Consider the following 19978-nt stretch of genomic DNA (forward strand, 5'->3'; position numbering starts at 1 on the left):
AAGCCTATCCCTTGCTCGCTTCTGTATTTGGCGGGTTGCCGACAGTCGGATACCAATCGGTATGCAGCGCGGCGTAGAGGGGCTCAGCATCCTGCTGCCGACAATAGTGCAAGGTGAGTGGTTCGCCTTGATTCTCTTGCAGTGTGAGCGTGTTGACGCCAGTGAGCAAATCGATCTGCTGCTGTTTTTCTAGCTCTAGCTCGAATTGCAGTGCCTCGCGGTAGAGCGTATCGGGCGCGCCAAGTTTTAACTTGCGGCGCAGCTCTCGATAGCTGTGCAGCAGAGGTTCACATCGCGCCAGGCTAGCGTGCAGCGTTGCCCAGCCCTGCTCGTCAAAGGTGAGCCTCTGCTCATCTAACCAGCGTACCAGCAGCAGTAAATTGACATTGCCACCATAGCGGTTTTGCATACTAAGACAGGCGTCTTTCACTTCACGCACGCTGTAGTATTGCAAGCAGAATGCCCACAGCTCGTCGTGTGACAGGCGCGCGGCTTGCGCGCTGTCTTGCGATGCTTGTGCTTCGGTGGTCTCTACTGGCTCGCGTCCGTGAACGCCGCTTCCATCTGTTCGAGTTGTTCTTGCCCTGCCATCCATTCCATTTCTACCTCCTCAAGCTCAGCTTTGCAGCTTGCTTGAGTCGCCAATACTTGATTAAGTTTAGCCTTATTTTCTGCTTCATACAGGCTGTTGTCAGACAGCTGTACTTCAGCGTCATTGAGCGCTTTACCCAACTTATCCATTTTTTCTTCGAGTTTTGTCAGAGTTTTGCGAAGAGGGGCGGTCTGCTTACGAAATTCTGCTTCACGACGTTTTTGCTCCTTCTTGGCGGCTGCGCTGTTGGTGGTGCTTTTTTCAGGTTGAGCGTCTTGCGCGTCACGCCTCTCTTGTTTTTGCTGTTCCGTCAGCCATTTATAGTAGTCATTGAGATCGCCATCGAAGGGCGCGACTTGTCGGTCGTGCACCAAATAGAGGTCGTCGGTGGTGGCGCGCAACAAGTAACGGTCGTGAGAGACGATGACCATCGCCCCCTCGAAGGTTTGCAACGCGAGGGTCAGCGCTTCACGCATATCGAGATCGAGGTGGTTGGTCGGTTCATCGAGCAGCAGCAAGTTCGGTTTTTGCCACACAATCAGTGCCAGCACCAAGCGTGCTTTTTCGCCGCCGGAGAAGGGGGCGACTTTTTCCAGTGCCTTATCGCCTTGAAAGCCAAAGCTGCCAAGGTAGTTACGCAGCTCTAGCTCGTTTTTATCCGAGGCGATTTGCATCATGTGCTGTAATGGCGTCTCTTCGGGATGCAAGGTTTCGAGCTGATGCTGGGCAAAGTAGCCAATTTTGACCCCTTGTGAGTAGGTTAAATCGCCACCTTGAGGCTTGAGTTCACGTGAGAGCAGTTTGATCAGCGTTGACTTACCGGCGCCGTTGCGCCCGAGCAGGCCAATCCGGCTGCCAGGAACCAGGTTGAGACGAATTTTGTCGAGGATCAAGGCATCGCCATAACCGGCACTGACCTCATCCATCATGATGATTGGGTTAGGTAGGGCCAACGGCTCACGGAACTCAAAGCTAAACGGGTTATCAAATTGTGCCGGCAGGACTTTTTCCATGCGCTCCAACGCCTTAATGCGGCTTTGCGCTTGGCGCGCTTTGGAGGCTTTGTAACGGAAGCGGTCGATGTAGCTTTGCATGTGCGCCATCTGTTTCTGCTGCTTCTGAAATTGCGCTTGTTGCAGGATCAGTTTTTGCGCGCGCTGCTCTTCAAATGACGAGTAGTTACCGGTGTACTCATTCATCGTCTTATTCTCGATATGAATGATGCGACCGACAATCGGATCGAGAAAGTCTCGGTCGTGAGAAATCAAGATTAAAGTACCCGGGTAATTTTGCAGCCAGCGCTCAAGCCACATCACGGCATCCAGATCCAAGTGGTTGGTCGGTTCGTCGAGCAGCAGCAAGTCAGAGCGACACAGCAGCGCCTGTGCTAAGTTAAGGCGCATCCGCCAACCACCGGAAAATTGGGTCAAATTCCAGCTCATCTGCGCTTGGCTAAAGCCTAAGCCATCGAGCAGCTCCGCGGCGCGCGCTTTAATGCTGTAGCCGCCAATGGTTTCGATTTTTCCGTGGATTTCAGCGACGAGCGTGCCGTTGTCTTTCTGTTCCGCTTCGGCCAATTGCGCTTCCAGTGCACGGTACTCGCGGTCACCATCAATCACATACTCAAGGGCGCAGCGCTCTAGGGCGGGCGTTTCCTGAGCCACCCAAGAGAGTTCCCAGTGAGCGGGTTTAGTGAAGTTTCCGCCATCGATAGAGAGTTCGTCTTTGATCAGCGCAAACAGTGTGGATTTACCACAACCGTTTTTGCCGACCAGGCCGACTTTGTCCCCCGGATGAATCGTCGCCGTAGCGTGTTCAAGCAGGGGTTTGCCGCCGCGCAGCAATTCGATGTCAGAAAAGGTGATCATAATGTTACCCGTTGGGTTCTCGCGATGTGGACTGGTCTTGCGTCGCATAGTAGGGGGATTGGCGTAAAAAGTCGATCATTGCGTCGGTGTTGCTGGCGTATGTGTTGTTTCGGGTTGCGCTTTTCTTGGGCCTATTGGTGGTGTGAATTGATTGATTAGCATTGAGAATTAGCAGCGAACCACGTATTGTCAAAGGCAACAGAGAAGAATGGATGGTGATTCACGGATGGAACTGTCATCGACCCCCACGTCTAAGCAGACACTTAAGCATAAACCTAAAGTGCTGGTGCTGTACGCGCACCCAGAGTCGCAAGGTTCAGTGGCCAATACGATCATGCTTAAGAAAATAGCCTCACTTGAGCACGTTACTGTGCGCGATTTGTACGCGCACTATCCTGAATTCTTTATTGATGTCGCTGCTGAGCACCAACTACTGCTCGAGCACGATGTGATTGTCTTTCATCACCCTCTTTATATGTACTCTTGCCCGGCGCTGCTCAAAGAGTGGATCGATCGTGTGTTAAGCAAAGGGTTTGCCTTTGGCAAAGGCGAAGCGCTCAAGGGCAAGGTGTGGCGCAGCGTGATCACCACCGGTGGTCATTTTGATGCGTACGCCAAGTCGGGCTACAACCGCTATCCACTGTCGGAAATTTTGCAGCCGTTTGAGTTGACGGCCGCCTTGTGTCAAATGGAGTGGATTGAACCGCTGGTGCTTTATTGGGCGCGCAATGTGACTGACTTGGAGCGTTATCAACATGCCGAAGAGTACCGTCAATGGCTCAACGATCCGCTTGCTCCGATGACTACGGGGCCCGAGCTGAGCGAAGCGAAAGCGCGCGCACAAGGGGGGCAAGATGGCTCTGGAAAGTGATTTTCTGCAAAGTAGCGTGATTTTCCTGACCGCTGCGGTGGTGGCGGTGCCACTGGCTCAGCGTTTAGGCCTGGGCTCTGTGCTCGGTTATCTGTTGGCGGGCGTGGCGATTGGTCCTTGGGGACTGGGGCTGATTAGTGATGTGGAAGCGATTCTCCATTTTGCCGAATTTGGTGTGGTGCTGCTGCTGTTTTTGATAGGCCTTGAGCTCAATCCCAAAAAACTGCTGAAAATGAAAGGGCCGATTTTAGGCTTGGGCGGCGCTCAGGTGGTCTTGACTACGCTCGTGTTGGCGAGTATCGCCAATCTCTTTGGCGTGAGTTGGCAAACTAGCGTGGTGATCGGTATGGGGCTGGCGCTTTCGTCTACTGCCATCGCCTTGAAAGTGATTGAAGAGCAAGGGCTAGGCGGCAGTGAAGCCGGGCAGTCAGGGTTTGCGGTGCTGCTGTTTCAAGATATTGCGGTGATCCCTATGCTGGCGGTGTTGCCGCTTCTGGCTGGGCACTCCAGTGGTGATTGGCTCAGCGCCGTGTGGATGGTCGGCGGTGTGATAGGTTTGCTGGTCGGTGGTCACTATTTATTGCGCCCTTTGTTTCGCTACATCGTATTAAGTGGTGTTCGAGAGTTGTTTACCGCGTGTGCCTTGCTGCTGGTGATCGGCATTGCTTTGTTGATGCAGTCTTTGGGGCTATCAATGGCGCTCGGGACCTTTCTTGCGGGCGTGCTGCTGGCAGAAAGTGAATACCGACATGAGCTCGAGATAGCGATTGAGCCGTTTAAAGGCTTGTTGCTTGGGCTGTTTTTTATTGCCGTAGGCATGGCGGTCAATCTTGGTCTGTTGGCGCTAGAGCCGTTGGCGGTGCTGATATCGGTGATTGGCCTGGTATCGATCAAAGGGCTGATTTTGTACTTGCTGGCTAAGGCGTCGGGCAGCCGACCCAAAGCGCGCAGTAAAATGGCGGCCATTTTGAGTCAAGGTGGTGAGTTTGCGTTTGTGATTTTTACCGCTGCGAGCAGTCAAGGGTTGTTGAGTAAAGATCAAACCGCGTTTTTATTGGTGGTGGTCAGCCTCTCTATGGTCACCACGCCTTTGCTGTTGATGGCGCAGAACAAGTGGTATGCCCGCGGGCTTAATACTTCAGGTCAGTCGTCGCAAAGCGACGTCATCAACAAACGTCCGCGAGTGATCATTGCCGGCTTTGGGCGTTTCGGGCAGATTGTGGGCCGACTTATGTACGCCAATAAAATCAAAGTGACCGTGTTGGAAAGTGATGCCAGCCAAATCAAGCTGCTGCGTAAATATGGCTACAAGGTATTTTATGGTGACGCGACGCAACTGGATTTACTGCGTGCCGCCGGCGCCGACAAGGCGGAAGCGATGATCATCTGTACCGACTCACCGGATGAAATCATGAAGATCGTTGAGCTTTGTCAGCACTATTTTCCGCACCTAAAGCTGCTTGCTCGTGCGCGCAGCCGAGTGGAGGCGTATCAGCTTCTCAGTCACGGTGTAGACAACTATTCGCGCGAAACCTTTTTGGGCGCGTTAGACTTAGGGCGTCAAGCCTTGGTTGAGATGGGCATGCACCCCTATCAGGCCAAACGTGCTGAGGCGCACTTTAGAAAGTTAGACAATGCGATGCTCAAAGAGCTTCTGCCACAGCACAACGAAGATAAGCAGTTGGCGCTCAGAGCCAAAGAAGCGCGTAAAGAGCTGGAAGAGATTTTCGGTCGTGAGATGGAAAGCGATCAGCAATCGAAAAACTACTGGGACTGAGCCCATCAAGCTCTACACTTCCCATAACCCATAACCCATAACCCATAACCCATAACCCTACAAACCCAATAACAAGAGCACCATGAAAAAACGATTTATAGCTGGGGCGAGTTGCCCACATTGCCAAGCTCAAGATACCCTGCGCTGGTGGATAGAGAACAATATTGAGTGGGTCGAGTGCGTGGAATGCCAGCACACCGATCAACGAAAACCGCAAGAGGTGGAGAAAACGCCCCATGCTGGTCAAGATATGATCGGTATTTTTAAGCCAGATTGATTGAGTTTATAAAAATCATCCCCATAATGTCCGCTTAGACGACACTATTTTACGGAGCGTTTGTGTTGCTCCGTTATTCACTCTCCTTGGAGTCATTATGAAAATCGAAAAGAACGTAGTTGTAAGCCTTGCTTACCAAGTGAAAATGGAAGACGGCGTTGTCGTTGACCAATCAACTGCCGATGCGCCGCTAGATTACCTACACGGTAACAACAACCTGATCACGGGTTTGGAAACTGCGCTTGAAGGCAAAGAAGCAGGTGCGAAGTTCTCTGTGACGGTTTCACCAGAAGAAGCGTACGGCGAGCATAATGACGCATTGGTTCAGCGCGTTCCTGCTGACGTGTTCCAAGGTGTGGATCAAATTGAAGTGGGCATGCGCTTTCTAGCGGATACTGACCAAGGCCCTATCCCTGTCGAAGTGACAGAAGTAGACGGTGATGAAGTAGTGGTGGATGGTAACCATATGCTTGCAGGTCAAACGCTGACGTTTGATGTGGAAGTGGTTGCGCTACGTGAAGCGACAGCCGAAGAGATCGAGCACGGTCACGTACATCAAGCGGGTGGTCACGACCACGATCACGAAGGCGGCTGTTGTGGCGGTGAAGGCCATGACCATGGCGAGAAAAAAGACGGCTGCTGCGGTGGCGGTGGTTGCGGCTCACATTGATCGCAAGTGCCTAGTTTCTAGTTCCTAGTATCTAGAGGTGGGTAGAGAGGCTAAAAAAAGCTAACAGGAGCGTGAGTTGAGTGATCGACTTGCGCTTTTTTGTTGTTTGGGGATAGGGTGACTGAACAACGTCAAGGAGAAAAGAGTGAATTCACCAATTTCAATCGCCATACATGGCGGGGCTGGGACCATACTGCGAGAGCAAATGAGCGACTCACTAAAAGCGGCCATATTGTCTGATTTGGAGAGCGCGGTGCGCGCTGGGCACTGCTTGTTAGCGGCCGGTGGCGACGCGCTCGATGCGGCGGTCGCGGCGGTGAAAGTGCTGGAAGATTCTCCGCACTTCAATGCTGGGAAAGGCTCGGTGCTGACCCACAAAGAGTTTGTCGAGATGGATGCCTCAGTGATGCATGGCGCCCAGTGTGATGCTGGCGCGGTGGCGGGGGTACGCCATATTAAAAACCCGGTAGAACTTGCCCGCTCAGTGATGCAGCAGAGCGACCATGTGCTTTTGATTGGAGAGGGCGCGGAAGCGTTCGCCTTTGAGCACGGCTATGCCTATACCGAGCAAGATTACTTTTTTACCGAGCGCCGCTATGAGCAGCTTCAGTCGATGAAAGAGAAAGGGATGTTTGCCCTGTCTGAGTCGCGTTATCCGGATGACAACAAGTACGGCACGGTCGGAGCGGTGGCGCTCGATGCCAACGGGAATTTGGCAGCGGCAACCAGCACCGGCGGTATCACCAACAAGAAGTATGGCCGAGTCGGTGACTCTGCGCTGATTGGCGCGGGCACGTTCGCAGAAAATGGCGTTGTGGCGGTCTCCACCACGGGAATGGGTGAGTACTTCATTCGCAAAACCGTGGCCGTTGATGTTGCGGCGCGCATGCGCTATCTCAAGGAGAGCGTCCAGCAAGCCAGCGACAGCATCATTCAAGGGGAGCTCAAATCGTTAGGTGGAGAAGGTGGCCTGATTGCTCTCGATGCGCACGGGCAAGTGCACTTTGCCATGAACAGCTCAGGCATGTATCGCGCTAGTATTGATGCCGCGGGTAATTTATGTGTGAAAATTTACGCCGATGAATGAAAGCCGCCACTGACTGTGAGTCAAAATGGATAATAGGATCTGAAAATCTCGTTGCGTACCAGAGCACTAGCGGGGTTTCCTTTGGGATGATTAAAAAATGACTGCACGAAGTGTGATTCGGTGCTAGAATCCTTTTTTAACTAGCAATCAGACTTGGAAAGATGGGAAATAACGTAGTCGTTCTGGGCACCCAATGGGGTGACGAAGGTAAAGGTAAAATCGTAGACCTTTTAACTGAAGATGCAAAATATGTGGTTCGCTACCAAGGCGGTCACAACGCAGGTCACACTCTAGTCATTGACGGTGAAAAAACCGTTCTCCACTTAATTCCATCAGGTATTCTTCGCGATAACGTTAAATGTGTTATCGGTAATGGCGTTGTTCTTTCGCCAGAAGCGTTACTGAAAGAAATGAAACCTCTTGAAGAGCGCGGCATTCCAGTGCGCGAGCGTCTTTTCATTTCTGAAGCCTGTCCTCTTATTCTTCCATACCACATCGCTATGGACCAAGCGCGTGAAGTTGCGCGTGGTAAAAAAGCGATCGGTACAACAGGCCGTGGTATCGGTCCTGCGTATGAAGATAAAGTGGCGCGCCGTGGTCTTCGTGTTGGCGATCTGTTCGACATGGACGCGTTTGCTGAGAAACTGAAAGAAGTGATGGAATACCACAACTTCCAGCTTGTGAATTTCTACAAAGCGGAAGCGGTGAGCTATGACGAAGTGCTTGAGCAAGCGAAAGGCTACGCAGACCTTCTCACTTCTATGGTGATTGATGTCACTGACGAACTGGATGCGGCTCGTAAGCGCGGCGACAAGATCATGTTCGAAGGTGCACAAGGCACTCTGCTTGATATCGACCACGGTACTTACCCATACGTGACCTCATCGAACACTACAGCAGGTGGTGTCGCGGCAGGTTCTGGTTTTGGTCCTCGTCACATTGGTTACATTCTTGGTATCGCGAAAGCGTACTGCACACGTGTTGGTGCAGGCCCATTCCCGACGGAACTGTACGATGGTCAAGACAAGCAAGATCCTATCGGCAAACACCTAGGTACGGTTGGCCACGAATTTGGTGCAACGACAGGTCGTCTACGTCGTACCGGTTGGTTTGACGCTGTGGCAATGCGCCGCGCGATCCAAATCAACTCAGTGTCTGGTTTCTGTTTGACTAAACTGGACGTACTGGATGGCTTGAAAGAGCTGAAAATCTGTACGGGTTACAAGATGGATGATGGCGCTATCCTTGAAGTGTCACCGATGGCGGCAGAAGCGTTCGAGAAGGCAACCCCTATCTACGAAACCATGCCGGGTTGGTCTGAGAACACCTTCGGTGCCAAGTCTATCGATGATTTGCCTCAAGCTGCGCTGAACTACATCAAGCGTATTGAAGAGCTCACCGGCGTGCCTGTTGATATCATCTCAACCGGTCCTGACCGTAACGAAACCATCATCAAAGTTCACCCGTTTAACGCCTAATCTAGGCTGGCAGCCCTACTCGCTACTGGCTGCCACAACGGTGAATAGTGAATGTGATAAACCAGCGCTCTTGCGCTGGTTTTTTTATGTCTTTACAGCTTGAATTCTCTCCCTTTCGCGGCAACAATTTGCCTTGTAGCGGCAATTTTGATTAAAGAGTTATCAATCTTGGTCGATATAAGGTTCAAGCTTGCCACCTCTTTCGCCGGTTTATTGGCGTCGACTCCAGCAGTGGAGTCATTCGGTGGTGGTCGCTCACAATTGAGGTGTGGTGTTGAGTCGCGCATCCCAGTTAACAATGGACAAACAATCGAAGTAAAGAGTGCAGATAATGACGCTAAAAATGTTAGCGGCTTCGATGGTATTGATGTTGGGCGCTCAAACGGTCACCGCGAATGAGCTAGCGGAGATTGGTGAACCGGTCCCGATTTATACCGAAGCTGAACTGATTAAACTGATTAACGACAACAAGCACCTTGAGCAAGTCAAAGCCGACAAATGTCAGCTGGTGGAAGACATTGTCGCGCGCGCAACGCGCATTAGCCTCCCGTCTTACGAGTTTTTGTATGGCGATATGTTGGCGTGGGGTGTGTGTGTGGAGCAGGATGTGGAACTCGGTCTCTACTATATGGAGAACGCTGCCCATCAAGGTTTACCTGCCGCGCTGGAGCAGCTCGGGCGTTACTACTCTCGAGGCACCTTGGTGCAAGAAGACAAAGAGCGCGCGATTCCTTATCTGCGTGAAGCCGCTGCGATGGGCAACCTGAACGCGCGTATTCATCTGGCTGAATTGCTGCTGCGTGATTATGGCAGCCCGCTCGATTATGAAGATGCCTACCGCTGGCTCTACAACTCCGTCACCGCGGATCAGCGCACCCACAAACGCATCTCTATTTTGCGTCAGGGGCTGGAGCGCCGTATGCCGCAAAACATCATCGCGCGCGCCAAAAAACGCGACACGTTCTGGTAACGCACTCGTTCTGCTCAGGGACGGAACTCGCGCTAACAGGCAACGGACTTAGAAGTCGAAACAGACACCACGCGGCTTATCCAACCTGCACTCTGGATTGGCCTTTGTGGCCAGTGATGGTGATGCCCAGCTTGGCTGGGTATTTTGCTTTTATCTACTCACCTTTTATCCGCTAACCCTTCTACTTGCAAAACTCTTCCTAAAAAGACCACCTTTCACTTTAAAAACGTTAGCTTAGTATTAAAAGCTCACTTGAGCCGATATACTGTTATTAACTCCTCTGGAAAAAATAGGCGTGCCTATGTCTGACACAATGCCCAACGATCCGTTTGCCGATCGTGAATCTGAAAATTACGAAAACCCCATCCCAAGTCGTGAGTACATTCTTGAGTATCTCACTAACGCGGGAGTGCCGATGAACCGCAACGATTTGTTTGAGGCGCTCAAACTCGAAGGCGAAGAGCAATACGAAGGTTTGCGCCGCCGTTTGCGCGCGATGGAGCGTGACGGGCAGTTGGTGTTTACGCGACGTCAATGTTACGCCTTGCCAGAAAAACTCGAGATGGTGAAAGGCTATGTGATTGGCCATAAAGACGGTCATGGTTGGGTCAGACCGGAAGGCAGTGTCGGTAAAGATAACGACATCGTGTTGCCGCACCATCAGATGAAAAACATCATTCATGGTGACTACGTTTTAGTACAGCCGACTGACAACTCGAAGCGTGGCCGCAAAGAAGGGCGCTTGGTGCGCGTGTTGGAAGAGCGTCAGACGCAGATCGTCGGCCGCTTTTTCATGGAGTATGGCTACTCTTATGTGGTGCCGGATGACTCTCGGATTAGCCAAGATATTTTGGTTCCTAATGACCAGCGCGCCGGCGCTCGTATGGGCAACGTGGTCGTGATTGAGTTGACCGATCGTGGCTCACGCTCACGTGGCATGATGGGCAAAGTGGTTGAAGTCTTGGGTGAGAATATGGCGCCAGGTATGGAGACGCAAATTGCCATTCGTACCCACCAAATTCCTCACGAATGGCCCGAAGCGGTTGATAAACAGATTGAAGGCTTGGGTGAAGAGGTCCCTGAAGAGGCGAAAGTCGGTCGTGTTGACTTGCGCGACTTGCCATTGGTCACCATTGATGGCGAAGACGCGCGCGATTTCGATGACGCAGTTTACTGTGAAGCGAAGAAAGGGGGCGGCTGGCGTCTCTGGGTGGCGATTGCGGATGTCAGCTATTACGTGCGTACCGATAGCGCGTTAGATAAAGAGGCCATCAACCGAGGTAACTCGGTCTACTTCCCATCACAAGTGGTGCCGATGTTGCCTGAGGTGCTCTCCAACGGGCTCTGTTCACTCAATCCACAGGTGGATCGCTTGTGTATGGTGTGCGAGATGACCATCTCAGAAACCGGCAAGCTGTCAGGCTACAAGCATTACGAAGCGGTGATGAATTCTCACGCGCGTCTGACCTACAACAAAGTGCATGACATCCTCGAAGGGGATGAAGAGCTGCGTGAGCGCTACCAAGCCTTGGTGCCGCATCTTGAGCAGCTGCACGCGATGTACAAAGTGCTAAAAGAAGCGCGCGATCAGCGTGGGGCGATCGAGTTTGAAAGTGTCGAAACCAAATTTATCTTCAATGCGCAGCGTAAAATCGAAAGTATTGAACCTGTGGTGCGTAACGATGCGCACAAGATCATTGAAGAGTGTATGATTCTGGCCAACATCGCCTCGGCTTCCTTGGTGGAAAAAGCCAAAGAGCCAGCGCTGTATCGTATTCACGAAACGCCGGGCGAGGAGCGCTTAACGGGCTTTAGAGATTTCTTGGCTGAGCTTGGTTTAGACTTGAAAGGCGGTTTAGAGCCTTCACCTACGGATTATGCGGATTTGATGAAGCAGATCGGTGAGCGCCCTGATAAAGAGCTGATTCAAACCATGCTACTACGCTCGATGAAGCAAGCGGTGTACAATGCCGACAACTGTGGCCACTTTGGCTTGGCGTTGAAGCGTTACGCGCACTTTACGTCGCCGATTCGTCGTTACCCAGACTTGTTGCTCCATCGCGCGATTAAGTATTTGATTGCCAAACAAGCGGGCACTAACCACGATCGCTGGACCCCAACAGGCGGCTACCACTATTCATTTGATGACATGGACTTCTACGGTGAGCAGTGTTCGATGACCGAACGCCGCGCTGATGACGCGACGCGTGAGGTGTCGGATTGGCTCAAATGTGAGTACATGCAAGATCATGTTGGTGAAGAGCTAGACGGTGTGATTGCCAACGTCACGGGCTTTGGCTTCTTTGTCCGTTTGAGTGAGTTGCACATCGATGGCTTAGTGCACATCTCTAACTTGGCGAACGACTACTATCAGTTTGATCCAATCGGCCAGCGCTTGATCGGCGAGAGCTTTGGCGCCATTTATCGTCTTGGCGATAGCGTCAAAGTGAAGGTGCTGTCGGTGAACTTGGACGACAGACAGATCGATTTTGAGTTGGTGGAAAGTAGCCGAGTGCCACGCGGTAAAGGCAAAACGTCGAAAAAACGCGCGGCAGAAGCGCAGCGTAAAGCAAAAGAGAAGAAGCGTAACGCCAGCGGAAAAGGCGAGCGCCGCGCCATCCCTGCAGTGGAGCCGACTAAGCGTCCTGACACTGAGCGCGGTAAAGCGGGCGCGAAAGGTCAGTCTCGTGGCGACGCGAGCGCTGAAGGGACGAAAAAGCCAAAAGTCAAAAAGGCCAACAAGAAAAAGCCCGGTCGTAAGCCGAAAAAAGCCAAACGATAATCTATCGAAGAGAGGGGCGCATCACGCCTCTCTCTTGAATCAAAACAGGTTAACTAATGAGTAACGAATTTATTTATGGCATCCACGCCGTCAAAGCAGTGTTGGCCAAAGAGCCTGAACGTTTTGTTGAAGCGTATGTTCTTAAAGGGCGTCAAGACGACCGCCTGCTACCTATCCTTAATGAGTTGCAAGCGGTGGGCGTTTCCATCCAGCAGATGACGCGCAAAACCCTCGACGACAAAGCGCATGGCGCCAATCACCAAGGTGTGATTGCTCGTGTTAAGCCCGCCAAGCCGCTCAACGAGCATGATTTGGATGACATTATCGCCAAGCACGACAATCCACTGCTGCTGGTACTGGATGGGGTGACCGATCCCCATAACTTAGGCGCTTGCCTACGTAATGCCGATGCGGCGGGTGTTTGCGCGGTCATCGTGCCGAAAGATAAGTCGGCGCCAATGACGGCAACGGTCAGCAAAGTGGCGTGTGGCGCAGCAGAAACCGTACCCCTAGTGCGCGTCACCAATCTGGCGCGCACGATGCGCAGTTTGCAAGAGCAGGGCATCTGGTTTGTCGGCACAGCAGGCGAGGCGACGCACGATATCTATCAAGCCAAACTGACCGGCCCACTGGCCATCGTCATGGGCGCCGAAGGAGACGGCATGCGCCGCCTAACGCGCGAGACCTGTGATGACCTAATCAAAATCCCAATGGCCGGCTCAGTCTCGAGCTTAAACGTCTCAGTCGCTTCAGGCATCTGCCTCTTCGAAGCCGTCCGTCAGAGGTTGGCGTAAGGTCCTAGTGGCGAGTGCCTAGTTCCTAGAGGGCGACTTCTAGGAACTAGAAACTAGGCACTTCTTTTTCTACCCCCTCTTTTTCTGCGACTATTTTTCAAACAACCCTTGCATGTGAAACTGTGATCTGTATAATGCCCCGCACTGGTTAAGCCAGTTGTGAACCAATGAGCAGCGAGGAGCTGATTTACCGCTTGGTAAATTAGGTAATGTAAACTCAGCTTATGTTCGCGGTTAATACAATTAGTTCACCTCTTGAAAACAAACAGCAATGTTTCTCTTCTCGAGAGCTAATCGAAAATTAGCTGACAATGCGTCCTAATCTTGGATGCTACGGTTTCACATAAATCAATCGTACATTCTCTCGCCTTAGCGAGTCTGAGTGGCGATATTGTTTGTGTAATAAATAACTATTGGAGCTCTGTCTCATGCAGAACCAACGTATTCGTATCCGCCTAAAAGCTTTCGATTACAAACTAATCGACGCTTCTACAGCGGAGATCGTTGAAACAGCTAAGCGCACTGGCGCACAGGTTCGTGGTCCAATCCCACTGCCAACTCGTAAAGAGCGTTTCACAGTTCTTATCTCTCCACACGTTAACAAAGATGCTCGTGATCAGTACGAAATCCGTACTCACAAACGTCTAATCGACATCGTTGAGCCAACAGACAAAACTGTTGATGCTCTGATGCGTCTAGACCTTGCTGCGGGCGTTGACGTACAAATTAGCCTAGGTTAAGGGAGATTAGAAGAATGATTGGTCTAATCGGTCGTAAAGTGGGTATGACCCGCGTATTTACTGAAGATGGCGTTTCTATCCCAGTAACAGTTGTTGAAGTTGAAGCGAACCGCGTTTCTCAAGTGAAAACTCTTGAAACAGACGGCTACGCAGCAATTCAGGTAACTGCTGGTGCTAAGAAAGCCAACCGCGTAAACAAAGCTGAAGCAGGTCACTTTGCTAAAGCTGGTGTTGAAGCTGGTCGTGGTCTTTGGGAATTCCGTTTGGAAAACGGCGAAGAGTTTGAAGTTGGCGCTGAGCTAACTGTTGAACTGTTCAACGAAACTAAGAAAGTAGACGTTACTGGTACATCTAAAGGTAAAGGCTTCCAAGGCGCTGTTAAGCGTTGGAACTTCCGTACTCAAGATATGACTCACGGTAACTCATTGTCTCACCGTGCTCCTGGTTCTATCGGTCAATGTCAGACTCCAGGTCGCGTATTTAAAGGCAAGAAAATGGCAGGTCACATGGGTGCTGAGCGTGTAACGACTCAAAACCTAGAGATCGTACGTGTTGACGCTGAGCGCAACCTGCTTCTTATTAAAGGTGCAGTCCCAGGCTCAACTGGCGGCAACGTGATCGTTAAACCAGCTGTTAAAGCATAACGTCTCAGGAGTAAGTAATGGAACTAATGGTTAAAGGTGCTGATGCACTAACTGTTTCCGAAACTACTTTCGGACGTGAGTTTAACGAAGCTCTTGTACACCAAGTAGTTGTTGCGTACGCAGCAGGTGCTCGTCAAGGTACTCGTGCTCAAAAAACACGTTCAGAAGTTTCTGGCGGTGGCGCTAAGCCATGGCGTCAAAAAGGTACTGGCCGTGCTCGTGCTGGTACAATCCGTAGCCCAATCTGGCGTACAGGTGGTGTTACTTTTGCTGCGAAACCACAAGATCACAGCCAAAAAGTAAACAAGAAAATGTACCGTGGTGCTATGAAGAGCATTCTTTCTGAGCTAGTTCGTCAAGAGCGTCTAATCGTTGTTGATAACTTCTCAGTTGAAGCGCCAAAAACTAAAGAGCTTGTAGCTAAGCTGAAAGAGCTTGAGCTAACTGACGCTCTAATCGTGACTAGCGAAGTAGATGAGAATCTATTCCTAGCTGCTCGTAACCTATACAAAGTTGACGCACGTGATGTTGCTGGTATCGACCCAGTTTCACTGATCGCGTTCGACAAAGTTGTAATGACTGCTGAAGCAGTTAAGCAAGTTGAGGAGATGCTAGCATGATCACTGAAGAGCGTATCCTAAAAGTTCTACGTGCACCGCACATCTCTGAAAAAGCAACTATGGCTGCTGAGAAAGCGAACACTATCGTTTTCAAAGTAGCAAAAGATGCGACTAAAAAAGAGATCAAAGCAGCCGTAGAAAAGCTATTTGAAGTTGAAGTTAAGTCTGTAAACACTCTTATCACTAAGGGTAAGACCAAACGTCAAGGTCTACGCCAAGGTCGCCGCAGCGACGTTAAGAAAGCGTACGTTACTTTGAAAGAAGGTCAAGATCTTGACTTCGTTGGCGGTGCGGAATAACAGGAGTAGTTAAACAATGGCTATTGTTAAATGTAAGCCGACTTCCCCTGGTCGTCGTCACGTAGTTAAAGTTGTTAACGCTGACCTTCACAAAGGTAAGCCTTACGCACCTCTTCTAGAGAAAAACTCTAAGAACGGTGGTCGTAACAACAACGGTCGTATCACAGTACGTCACATCGGCGGTGGTCACAAACACCACTACCGCGTTATCGATTTCAAACGTACTAAAGATGGCATTCCAGCGAAAGTTGAGCGTCTAGAATACGATCCAAACCGTAGCGCAAACATCGCTCTAGTTCTGTACGCAGACGGTGAGCGTCGTTACATCATTGCACCTAAAGGTGTTCAAGCTGGTGATCAGATCCAATCTGGTGTTGATGCGCCTATCAAAGCAGGTAACACCCTGCCGATGCGCAACATCCCTGTAGGTTCTACTGTTCACTGTGTTGAACTTAAGCCTGGTAAAGGTGCTCAGCTAGCTCGTTCGGCTGGTGCTTACGCTCAAATCGTTGCTCGCGACGGTGCGTACGTGACTATCCGTCTACGTTCTGGTGAGATGCGCAAAGTATTGTCTGAAGGCCGTGCAACAATCGGTGAAGTAGGCAACGCTGAGCACATGCTACGCGAACTAGGTAAAGCTGGTGCTAACCGCTGGCGCGGTGTTCGTCCAACCGTTCGCGGTGTGGTAATGAACCCAGTAGACCACCCACACGGTGGTGGTGAAGGCCGTACATCTGGTGGTCGTCACCCAGTTTCTCCTTGGGGTATGCCAACTAAAGGCTTCAAGACCCGTAAGAACAAACGCACTGACAAGTACATCGTACGTCGTCGTAACAAGTAATCTATATAAGAGGATAAGCCATGCCACGTTCTCTCAAGAAAGGTCCATTTATTGACCTACACTTGCTGAAGAAGGTAGAGAAAGCGGTGGAAAGCGGAGACAAAAAGCCTATTAAGACTTGGTCCCGTCGCTCAATGATCATTCCAACAATGATCGGTTTGACCATCGCTGTCCATAATGGTCGTCAGCACGTTCCAGTTTTCGTTACCGAAGAAATGATCGGTCACAAACTGGGCGAATTCGCACCAACACGTACTTACCGCGGTCACGCTGCGGATAAGAAAGCTAAGAAGCGTTAAGGAGTAGATGATGGAAGCAGTAGCTAAACATAACTTTGCTCGCATTTCGCCTCAGAAAGCTCGCTTAGTTGCAGATCAAATTCGTGGTAAATCAGTTGATCAAGCTCTAGAAATCTTGACGTTCAGCAACAAAAAAGCGGCTGAACTGATCAAGAAAGTTCTTGAATCAGCTATCGCGAACGCGGAGCACAACGAAGGTGCAGATATCGACGATCTATCAGTCGCTAAAATCTTCGTAGATGAAGGCCCGATCATGAAGCGTATTATGCCTCGTGCTAAAGGTCGTGCGGATCGTATCTTGAAGCGTTCAAGCCACATCACTGTTGTTGTTGCAGACGCTTGAGACTAGGAGAGTAAGCAATGGGTCAAAAAGTACATCCTAATGGTATTCGTCTAGGCATCGTTAAGCCTTGGAATGCTACATGGTTTGCTAACACCAAAGAATTCGCTGACAACCTAGACGGCGACTTCAAGGTACGTCAGTTCCTAACTAAGGAACTTTCGAAAGCGTCTCTTTCACGTATCGTTATCGAGCGTCCTGCTAAGAGTATCCGTGTGACTATTCACACTGCTCGTCCAGGCGTTGTTATCGGTAAGAAAGGTGAAGACGTTGAGAAGCTACGCGCAGCTGTAGCTAAAATTGCAGGTGTACCAGCGCAAATTAACATCGCTGAAGTACGTAAGCCTGAACTGGATGCGCAACTTGTTGGTGACAGCATCGCGTCTCAGCTAGAGCGTCGTGTGATGTTCCGTCGTGCTATGAAGCGCGCGGTACAAAACGCAATGCGTCTAGGTGCTAAAGGTATCAAAGTGGAAGTAAGCGGTCGTCTAGGCGGCGCTGAAATCGCACGTTCAGAGTGGTACCGTGAAGGCCGTGTGCCTCTACACACTCTACGTGCTGACATTGATTACGCAACTTCTTCGGCTCACACCCAATACGGTGTAATCGGCATTAAAGTTTGGATCTTCAAAGGTGAGATCCTAGGCGGCATGCCAGCAGCTAACGCTGTAGAGCCTAAAGGCGACAAGCCTAAGAAGCAGCGCAAAGGCCGTAAGTAAGGAGTCGACAGATGCTACAACCTAAACGTACTAAGTTCCGTAAGGTTCAGACTGGTCGTAACCGTGGTCTAGCTAAAGGTACTGATGTAAGCTTCGGCGAATTCGGTCTTAAAGCTGTTGGCCGTGGTCGTCTAACTGCTCGTCAAATCGAAGCGGCACGTCGTGCAATGACACGTCACGTTAAGCGTCAAGGTAAAATCTGGATCCGTGTGTTCCCAGACAAGCCTATCACAGAAAAACCACTTGAAGTTCGTCAAGGTAAGGGTAAAGGTAACGTTGAGTACTGGGTAGCCCAAATCCAACCTGGTAAGGTTATGTACGAAATGGGTGGTGTACCTGAAGAATTGGCACGTGAAGCGTTCCGCCTAGCGGCTCGCAAACTGCCATTCAAGACGACATTTGTAACTAAGCAGGTGATGTGATGAAAGCACAAGATCTACGCGAAAAAAGCGTTGAAGAGCTAAATGCAGAGCTTCTAGGTTTGCTACGTGAACAGTTCAACTTGCGCATGCAAGCTGCGACTGGTCAACTACAGCAAACTCATACTCTGAAAGCTGTACGCCGTGATATCGCACGTGTGAAAACTGTTTTGACTGAGAAGGCAGGCGCATAATGAGCGAAGTAAAACGTACTCAACAAGGTCGTGTAATCAGCGACAAGATGGACAAGTCTATCACTGTTGCTATCGAGCGTTTCGTAAAACACCCAATTTACGGTAAGTTCGTAAAACGCACGACAAAAGTACACGCACATGACGAGAACAACGAATGTGGCCTAGGCGACAAAGTTGAAATCGCAGAGTGTCGTCCACTGTCTAAGACTAAGTCTTGGACTTTGGTAAAAGTTGTAGAAAAAGCGAAGATGTAATCTCGTTAATTCTATGATGAAACGGCTCCAAAAAGTTTTTTTGGGGCCGTTTATTTTTTGACTACCCAAGTGAAAAAAAGGGTGGTACAATTCGCGTCCCTTTTAAAGAGGCAGCCCGACCCGTGAGGGTCTAGTTTTTTTATATATTTAGCGGAGCACTAACATGATCCAAATGCAAAGTATGCTGGACGCAGCTGATAACTCAGGCGCTCGCAGCGTAATGTGTATTAAGGTTCTGGGTGGCTCTCACCGCCGTTATGCACATATCGGTGACATCATCAAAGTTACTGTTAAGGAAGCAATTCCTCGCGGTAAAGTTAAAAAAGGTGATGTACTGAAGGCGGTGGTAGTTCGCACCCGTAAAGGCGTACGTCGTCCAGACGGTTCTGTCATTCGCTTCGACCGTAATGCTTGCGTACTGTTAAATGACAATACTGAGCAACCAATCGGTACACGTATCTTTGGTCCTGTGACACGCGAACTTCGTAACGATAAGTTCATGAAGATCGTTTCACTGGCTCCAGAAGTTCTGTAAGGAGCACGTAAAGATGGCAGCTAAAATCCGTCGTAATGACGAAGTAATCGTTCTTGCTGGTAAAGATAAAGGCAAGAAAGGTAAAGTAACTAAGGTCCTAGCTACTGGTAAAGTTATCGTTGAAGGTATCAACCTTGTTAAGAAACACCAGAAACCTGTTCCTGCTATGGGTATCCAAGGCGGTATCGTAGAGCAAGAAGCAGCAATCGACGTTTCTAACGTGGCGATTTTCAACGCAGCTACTGGTAAAGCTGACCGTATCGGTTTCCGTATCGAAGATGGCAAGAAAGTTCGTTTCTTCAAGTCTAACGGCGAAACTGTTTCTAACTAATAGAAAGTAATTTGGAGTTCTACTATGGCGAAACTGCATGATTACTACAAGTCGTCTGTAGTCGCTGAACTGACCAAACAGTTCGGTTACTCAAGCGTCATGCAAGTCCCTAGAATCGAGAAAATCACCCTTAACATGGGTGTTGGTGAAGCAATCAACGACAAGAAACTGCTAGAAAACGCAGCATCTGATATGGCAACGATCTCTGGTCAAAAGCCACTTATCACTAAAGCGCGTAAATCTGTTGCAGGCTTCAAAATTCGTGAAGGCTACCCTATCGGTTGTAAAGTAACCTTGCGTGGCGAACGTATGTGGGATTTTCTTGAGCGTCTAATTTCGATCGCTCTTCCACGTGTACGTGACTTCCGTGGTGTTAGCGCTAAGTCTTTTGACGGTCGCGGTAACTACAGCATGGGCGTTCGCGAGCAAATCATCTTCCCGGAAATCGACTTTGATAAAGTTGATCGAGTACGCGGTCTAGACATCACTATTACGACGTCTGCTGGTACTGATGAGGAAGGCCGTGCTCTGCTGGCTGCCTTTAACTTCCCATTCCGTAAGTAAGGTGAAGGGTTAC

At 50.3% G+C, this 19978-nt stretch carries 25 protein-coding genes; 23 read left to right on the plus strand and 2 right to left on the minus strand.

Annotated elements, in window-relative coordinates; translation table 11 throughout:
• Positions 1-4: 4 nt before the first annotated feature.
• Together AC6R0R_RS16455 and AC6R0R_RS16460 are read right to left on the minus strand one after the other, a co-directional pair.
• The gene (locus AC6R0R_RS16455; protein ID WP_500627511.1) at positions 5-595 is read right to left on the minus strand and encodes a TIGR02444 family protein; all 591 of its coding nucleotides are present in this window, start codon (positions 593-595) and stop codon (positions 5-7) included.
• Positions 532-2460, minus strand: a complete 1929-nt coding sequence (locus AC6R0R_RS16460; protein WP_500627512.1) for an ABC transporter ATP-binding protein — start codon at positions 2458-2460, stop codon at positions 532-534. The genes AC6R0R_RS16455 and AC6R0R_RS16460 overlap by 64 nt, the downstream gene beginning before the upstream one ends.
• A gap of 226 nt (positions 2461-2686) precedes the next feature.
• Between AC6R0R_RS16460 and kefG the strand changes: the two genes are divergently transcribed.
• The 23 genes from kefG to rplE all read left to right on the plus strand — a co-directional run bounded on the left by kefG (position 2687) and on the right by rplE (position 19965).
• Entirely contained in the window at positions 2687-3331 is a 645-nt protein-coding gene (gene kefG, locus AC6R0R_RS16465; RefSeq protein WP_500627546.1) for a glutathione-regulated potassium-efflux system ancillary protein KefG, read from the plus strand.
• Positions 3315-5108 carry a glutathione-regulated potassium-efflux system protein KefB gene (gene kefB, locus AC6R0R_RS16470; protein WP_500627513.1) on the plus strand — a complete coding sequence of 598 codons (1794 nt, stop codon included), beginning with the start codon at positions 3315-3317 and terminating at the stop codon, positions 5106-5108. Before kefG ends, kefB begins: the two co-directional genes overlap by 17 nt.
• 82 nt (positions 5109-5190) lie before the next feature.
• The gene (locus AC6R0R_RS16475) at positions 5191-5385 is read left to right on the plus strand and encodes a YheV family putative zinc ribbon protein (RefSeq protein WP_334554646.1); all 195 of its coding nucleotides are present in this window, start codon (positions 5191-5193) and stop codon (positions 5383-5385) included.
• A 97-nt stretch (positions 5386-5482) separates the two neighbouring features.
• Positions 5483-6055 (plus strand): peptidylprolyl isomerase, encoded by a 573-nt coding sequence (gene slyD, locus AC6R0R_RS16480; protein ID WP_500627514.1) that lies wholly within the window; start codon positions 5483-5485, stop codon positions 6053-6055.
• A 145-nt stretch (positions 6056-6200) separates the two neighbouring features.
• Positions 6201-7142 carry an isoaspartyl peptidase/L-asparaginase family protein gene (locus tag AC6R0R_RS16485; RefSeq protein WP_500627515.1) on the plus strand — a complete coding sequence of 314 codons (942 nt, stop codon included), beginning with the start codon at positions 6201-6203 and terminating at the stop codon, positions 7140-7142.
• A 161-nt stretch (positions 7143-7303) separates the two neighbouring features.
• A complete protein-coding gene (locus AC6R0R_RS16490) occupies positions 7304-8620 on the plus strand; it encodes an adenylosuccinate synthase (RefSeq protein ID WP_334554640.1) in 1317 nt (438 codons plus the stop codon).
• 331 nt (positions 8621-8951) lie between these two features.
• Entirely contained in the window at positions 8952-9590 is a 639-nt protein-coding gene (gene motX, locus AC6R0R_RS16495) for a flagellar protein MotX (protein WP_500627516.1), read from the plus strand.
• 301 nt (positions 9591-9891) lie between these two features.
• Positions 9892-12372: a ribonuclease R gene (rnr, locus tag AC6R0R_RS16500; RefSeq protein WP_500627517.1), complete on the plus strand. Its 2481-nt coding sequence runs from the start codon at positions 9892-9894 to the stop codon at positions 12370-12372.
• Positions 12373-12428: 56 nt separating this feature from the next.
• Positions 12429-13166, plus strand: coding sequence for a 23S rRNA (guanosine(2251)-2'-O)-methyltransferase RlmB (gene rlmB / locus AC6R0R_RS16505; protein WP_500627518.1), 738 nt, complete (start codon positions 12429-12431; stop codon positions 13164-13166).
• Between the two features lie 428 nt (positions 13167-13594).
• Positions 13595-13906 carry a 30S ribosomal protein S10 gene (rpsJ, locus tag AC6R0R_RS16510; protein ID WP_001181007.1) on the plus strand — a complete coding sequence of 104 codons (312 nt, stop codon included), beginning with the start codon at positions 13595-13597 and terminating at the stop codon, positions 13904-13906.
• A 14-nt stretch (positions 13907-13920) separates the two neighbouring features.
• On the plus strand, positions 13921-14550 hold the full coding sequence (gene rplC, locus AC6R0R_RS16515; RefSeq protein ID WP_334554631.1) for a 50S ribosomal protein L3: 630 nt from the start codon (positions 13921-13923) through the stop codon (positions 14548-14550).
• 17 nt (positions 14551-14567) lie between these two features.
• The gene (gene rplD, locus AC6R0R_RS16520; RefSeq protein WP_005379556.1) at positions 14568-15170 is read left to right on the plus strand and encodes a 50S ribosomal protein L4; all 603 of its coding nucleotides are present in this window, start codon (positions 14568-14570) and stop codon (positions 15168-15170) included.
• Positions 15167-15469: a 50S ribosomal protein L23 gene (gene rplW / locus AC6R0R_RS16525; protein WP_004398471.1), complete on the plus strand. Its 303-nt coding sequence runs from the start codon at positions 15167-15169 to the stop codon at positions 15467-15469. The genes rplD and rplW overlap by 4 nt, the downstream gene beginning before the upstream one ends.
• Before the next feature lie 16 nt (positions 15470-15485).
• Entirely contained in the window at positions 15486-16310 is an 825-nt protein-coding gene (gene rplB / locus AC6R0R_RS16530; protein ID WP_334554627.1) for a 50S ribosomal protein L2, read from the plus strand.
• A gap of 20 nt (positions 16311-16330) precedes the next feature.
• On the plus strand, positions 16331-16609 hold the full coding sequence (gene rpsS, locus AC6R0R_RS16535) for a 30S ribosomal protein S19 (RefSeq protein ID WP_005435078.1): 279 nt from the start codon (positions 16331-16333) through the stop codon (positions 16607-16609).
• Between the two features lie 10 nt (positions 16610-16619).
• On the plus strand, positions 16620-16952 hold the full coding sequence (gene rplV / locus AC6R0R_RS16540) for a 50S ribosomal protein L22 (protein ID WP_334554973.1): 333 nt from the start codon (positions 16620-16622) through the stop codon (positions 16950-16952).
• 17 nt (positions 16953-16969) lie between these two features.
• Positions 16970-17668, plus strand: coding sequence for a 30S ribosomal protein S3 (gene rpsC / locus AC6R0R_RS16545; RefSeq protein WP_334554625.1), 699 nt, complete (start codon positions 16970-16972; stop codon positions 17666-17668).
• 11 nt (positions 17669-17679) lie between these two features.
• Positions 17680-18090, plus strand: coding sequence for a 50S ribosomal protein L16 (gene rplP / locus AC6R0R_RS16550; RefSeq protein ID WP_005379577.1), 411 nt, complete (start codon positions 17680-17682; stop codon positions 18088-18090).
• On the plus strand, positions 18090-18281 hold the full coding sequence (rpmC, locus tag AC6R0R_RS16555; protein ID WP_334554623.1) for a 50S ribosomal protein L29: 192 nt from the start codon (positions 18090-18092) through the stop codon (positions 18279-18281). Before rplP ends, rpmC begins: the two co-directional genes overlap by 1 nt.
• Positions 18281-18535: a 30S ribosomal protein S17 gene (gene rpsQ, locus AC6R0R_RS16560; protein ID WP_500627519.1), complete on the plus strand. Its 255-nt coding sequence runs from the start codon at positions 18281-18283 to the stop codon at positions 18533-18535. The genes rpmC and rpsQ overlap by 1 nt, the downstream gene beginning before the upstream one ends.
• A gap of 163 nt (positions 18536-18698) precedes the next feature.
• On the plus strand, positions 18699-19070 hold the full coding sequence (rplN, locus tag AC6R0R_RS16565) for a 50S ribosomal protein L14 (protein WP_334554619.1): 372 nt from the start codon (positions 18699-18701) through the stop codon (positions 19068-19070).
• A gap of 13 nt (positions 19071-19083) precedes the next feature.
• On the plus strand, positions 19084-19401 hold the full coding sequence (gene rplX / locus AC6R0R_RS16570; RefSeq protein WP_334554617.1) for a 50S ribosomal protein L24: 318 nt from the start codon (positions 19084-19086) through the stop codon (positions 19399-19401).
• A gap of 24 nt (positions 19402-19425) precedes the next feature.
• Positions 19426-19965, plus strand: coding sequence for a 50S ribosomal protein L5 (gene rplE, locus AC6R0R_RS16575; RefSeq protein WP_334554615.1), 540 nt, complete (start codon positions 19426-19428; stop codon positions 19963-19965).
• Positions 19966-19978 lie beyond the last annotated feature (13 nt).

The organism is Vibrio sp. R12-SW3-ISO1 (genome assembly GCF_059834005.1).

Excerpts from the sequence above, each read along its gene's own strand:
- AC6R0R_RS16455 (WP_500627511.1), bottom strand. The coding sequence starts at position 595 with ATGGATGGCAGGGCAAGAACAACTCGAACAGATGGAAGCGGCGTTCAC.
- AC6R0R_RS16460 (WP_500627512.1), bottom strand. The coding sequence starts at position 2,460 with ATGATCACCTTTTCTGACATCGAATTGCTGCGCGGCGGCAAACCCCTG.
- kefG (WP_500627546.1), top strand. The coding sequence starts at position 2,687 with ATGGAACTGTCATCGACCCCCACGTCTAAGCAGACACTTAAGCATAAA.
- kefB (WP_500627513.1), top strand. The coding sequence starts at position 3,315 with ATGGCTCTGGAAAGTGATTTTCTGCAAAGTAGCGTGATTTTCCTGACC.
- AC6R0R_RS16475 (WP_334554646.1), top strand. The coding sequence starts at position 5,191 with ATGAAAAAACGATTTATAGCTGGGGCGAGTTGCCCACATTGCCAAGCT.
- slyD (WP_500627514.1), top strand. The coding sequence starts at position 5,483 with ATGAAAATCGAAAAGAACGTAGTTGTAAGCCTTGCTTACCAAGTGAAA.
- AC6R0R_RS16490 (WP_334554640.1), top strand. The coding sequence starts at position 7,304 with ATGGGAAATAACGTAGTCGTTCTGGGCACCCAATGGGGTGACGAAGGT.
- motX (WP_500627516.1), top strand. The coding sequence starts at position 8,952 with ATGACGCTAAAAATGTTAGCGGCTTCGATGGTATTGATGTTGGGCGCT.
- rnr (WP_500627517.1), top strand. The coding sequence starts at position 9,892 with ATGTCTGACACAATGCCCAACGATCCGTTTGCCGATCGTGAATCTGAA.
- rlmB (WP_500627518.1), top strand. The coding sequence starts at position 12,429 with ATGAGTAACGAATTTATTTATGGCATCCACGCCGTCAAAGCAGTGTTG.
- rpsJ (WP_001181007.1), top strand. The coding sequence starts at position 13,595 with ATGCAGAACCAACGTATTCGTATCCGCCTAAAAGCTTTCGATTACAAA.
- rplC (WP_334554631.1), top strand. The coding sequence starts at position 13,921 with ATGATTGGTCTAATCGGTCGTAAAGTGGGTATGACCCGCGTATTTACT.
- rplD (WP_005379556.1), top strand. The coding sequence starts at position 14,568 with ATGGAACTAATGGTTAAAGGTGCTGATGCACTAACTGTTTCCGAAACT.
- rplW (WP_004398471.1), top strand. The coding sequence starts at position 15,167 with ATGATCACTGAAGAGCGTATCCTAAAAGTTCTACGTGCACCGCACATC.
- rplB (WP_334554627.1), top strand. The coding sequence starts at position 15,486 with ATGGCTATTGTTAAATGTAAGCCGACTTCCCCTGGTCGTCGTCACGTA.
- rpsS (WP_005435078.1), top strand. The coding sequence starts at position 16,331 with ATGCCACGTTCTCTCAAGAAAGGTCCATTTATTGACCTACACTTGCTG.
- rplV (WP_334554973.1), top strand. The coding sequence starts at position 16,620 with ATGGAAGCAGTAGCTAAACATAACTTTGCTCGCATTTCGCCTCAGAAA.
- rpsC (WP_334554625.1), top strand. The coding sequence starts at position 16,970 with ATGGGTCAAAAAGTACATCCTAATGGTATTCGTCTAGGCATCGTTAAG.
- rplP (WP_005379577.1), top strand. The coding sequence starts at position 17,680 with ATGCTACAACCTAAACGTACTAAGTTCCGTAAGGTTCAGACTGGTCGT.
- rpmC (WP_334554623.1), top strand. The coding sequence starts at position 18,090 with ATGAAAGCACAAGATCTACGCGAAAAAAGCGTTGAAGAGCTAAATGCA.
- rpsQ (WP_500627519.1), top strand. The coding sequence starts at position 18,281 with ATGAGCGAAGTAAAACGTACTCAACAAGGTCGTGTAATCAGCGACAAG.
- rplN (WP_334554619.1), top strand. The coding sequence starts at position 18,699 with ATGATCCAAATGCAAAGTATGCTGGACGCAGCTGATAACTCAGGCGCT.
- rplX (WP_334554617.1), top strand. The coding sequence starts at position 19,084 with ATGGCAGCTAAAATCCGTCGTAATGACGAAGTAATCGTTCTTGCTGGT.
- rplE (WP_334554615.1), top strand. The coding sequence starts at position 19,426 with ATGGCGAAACTGCATGATTACTACAAGTCGTCTGTAGTCGCTGAACTG.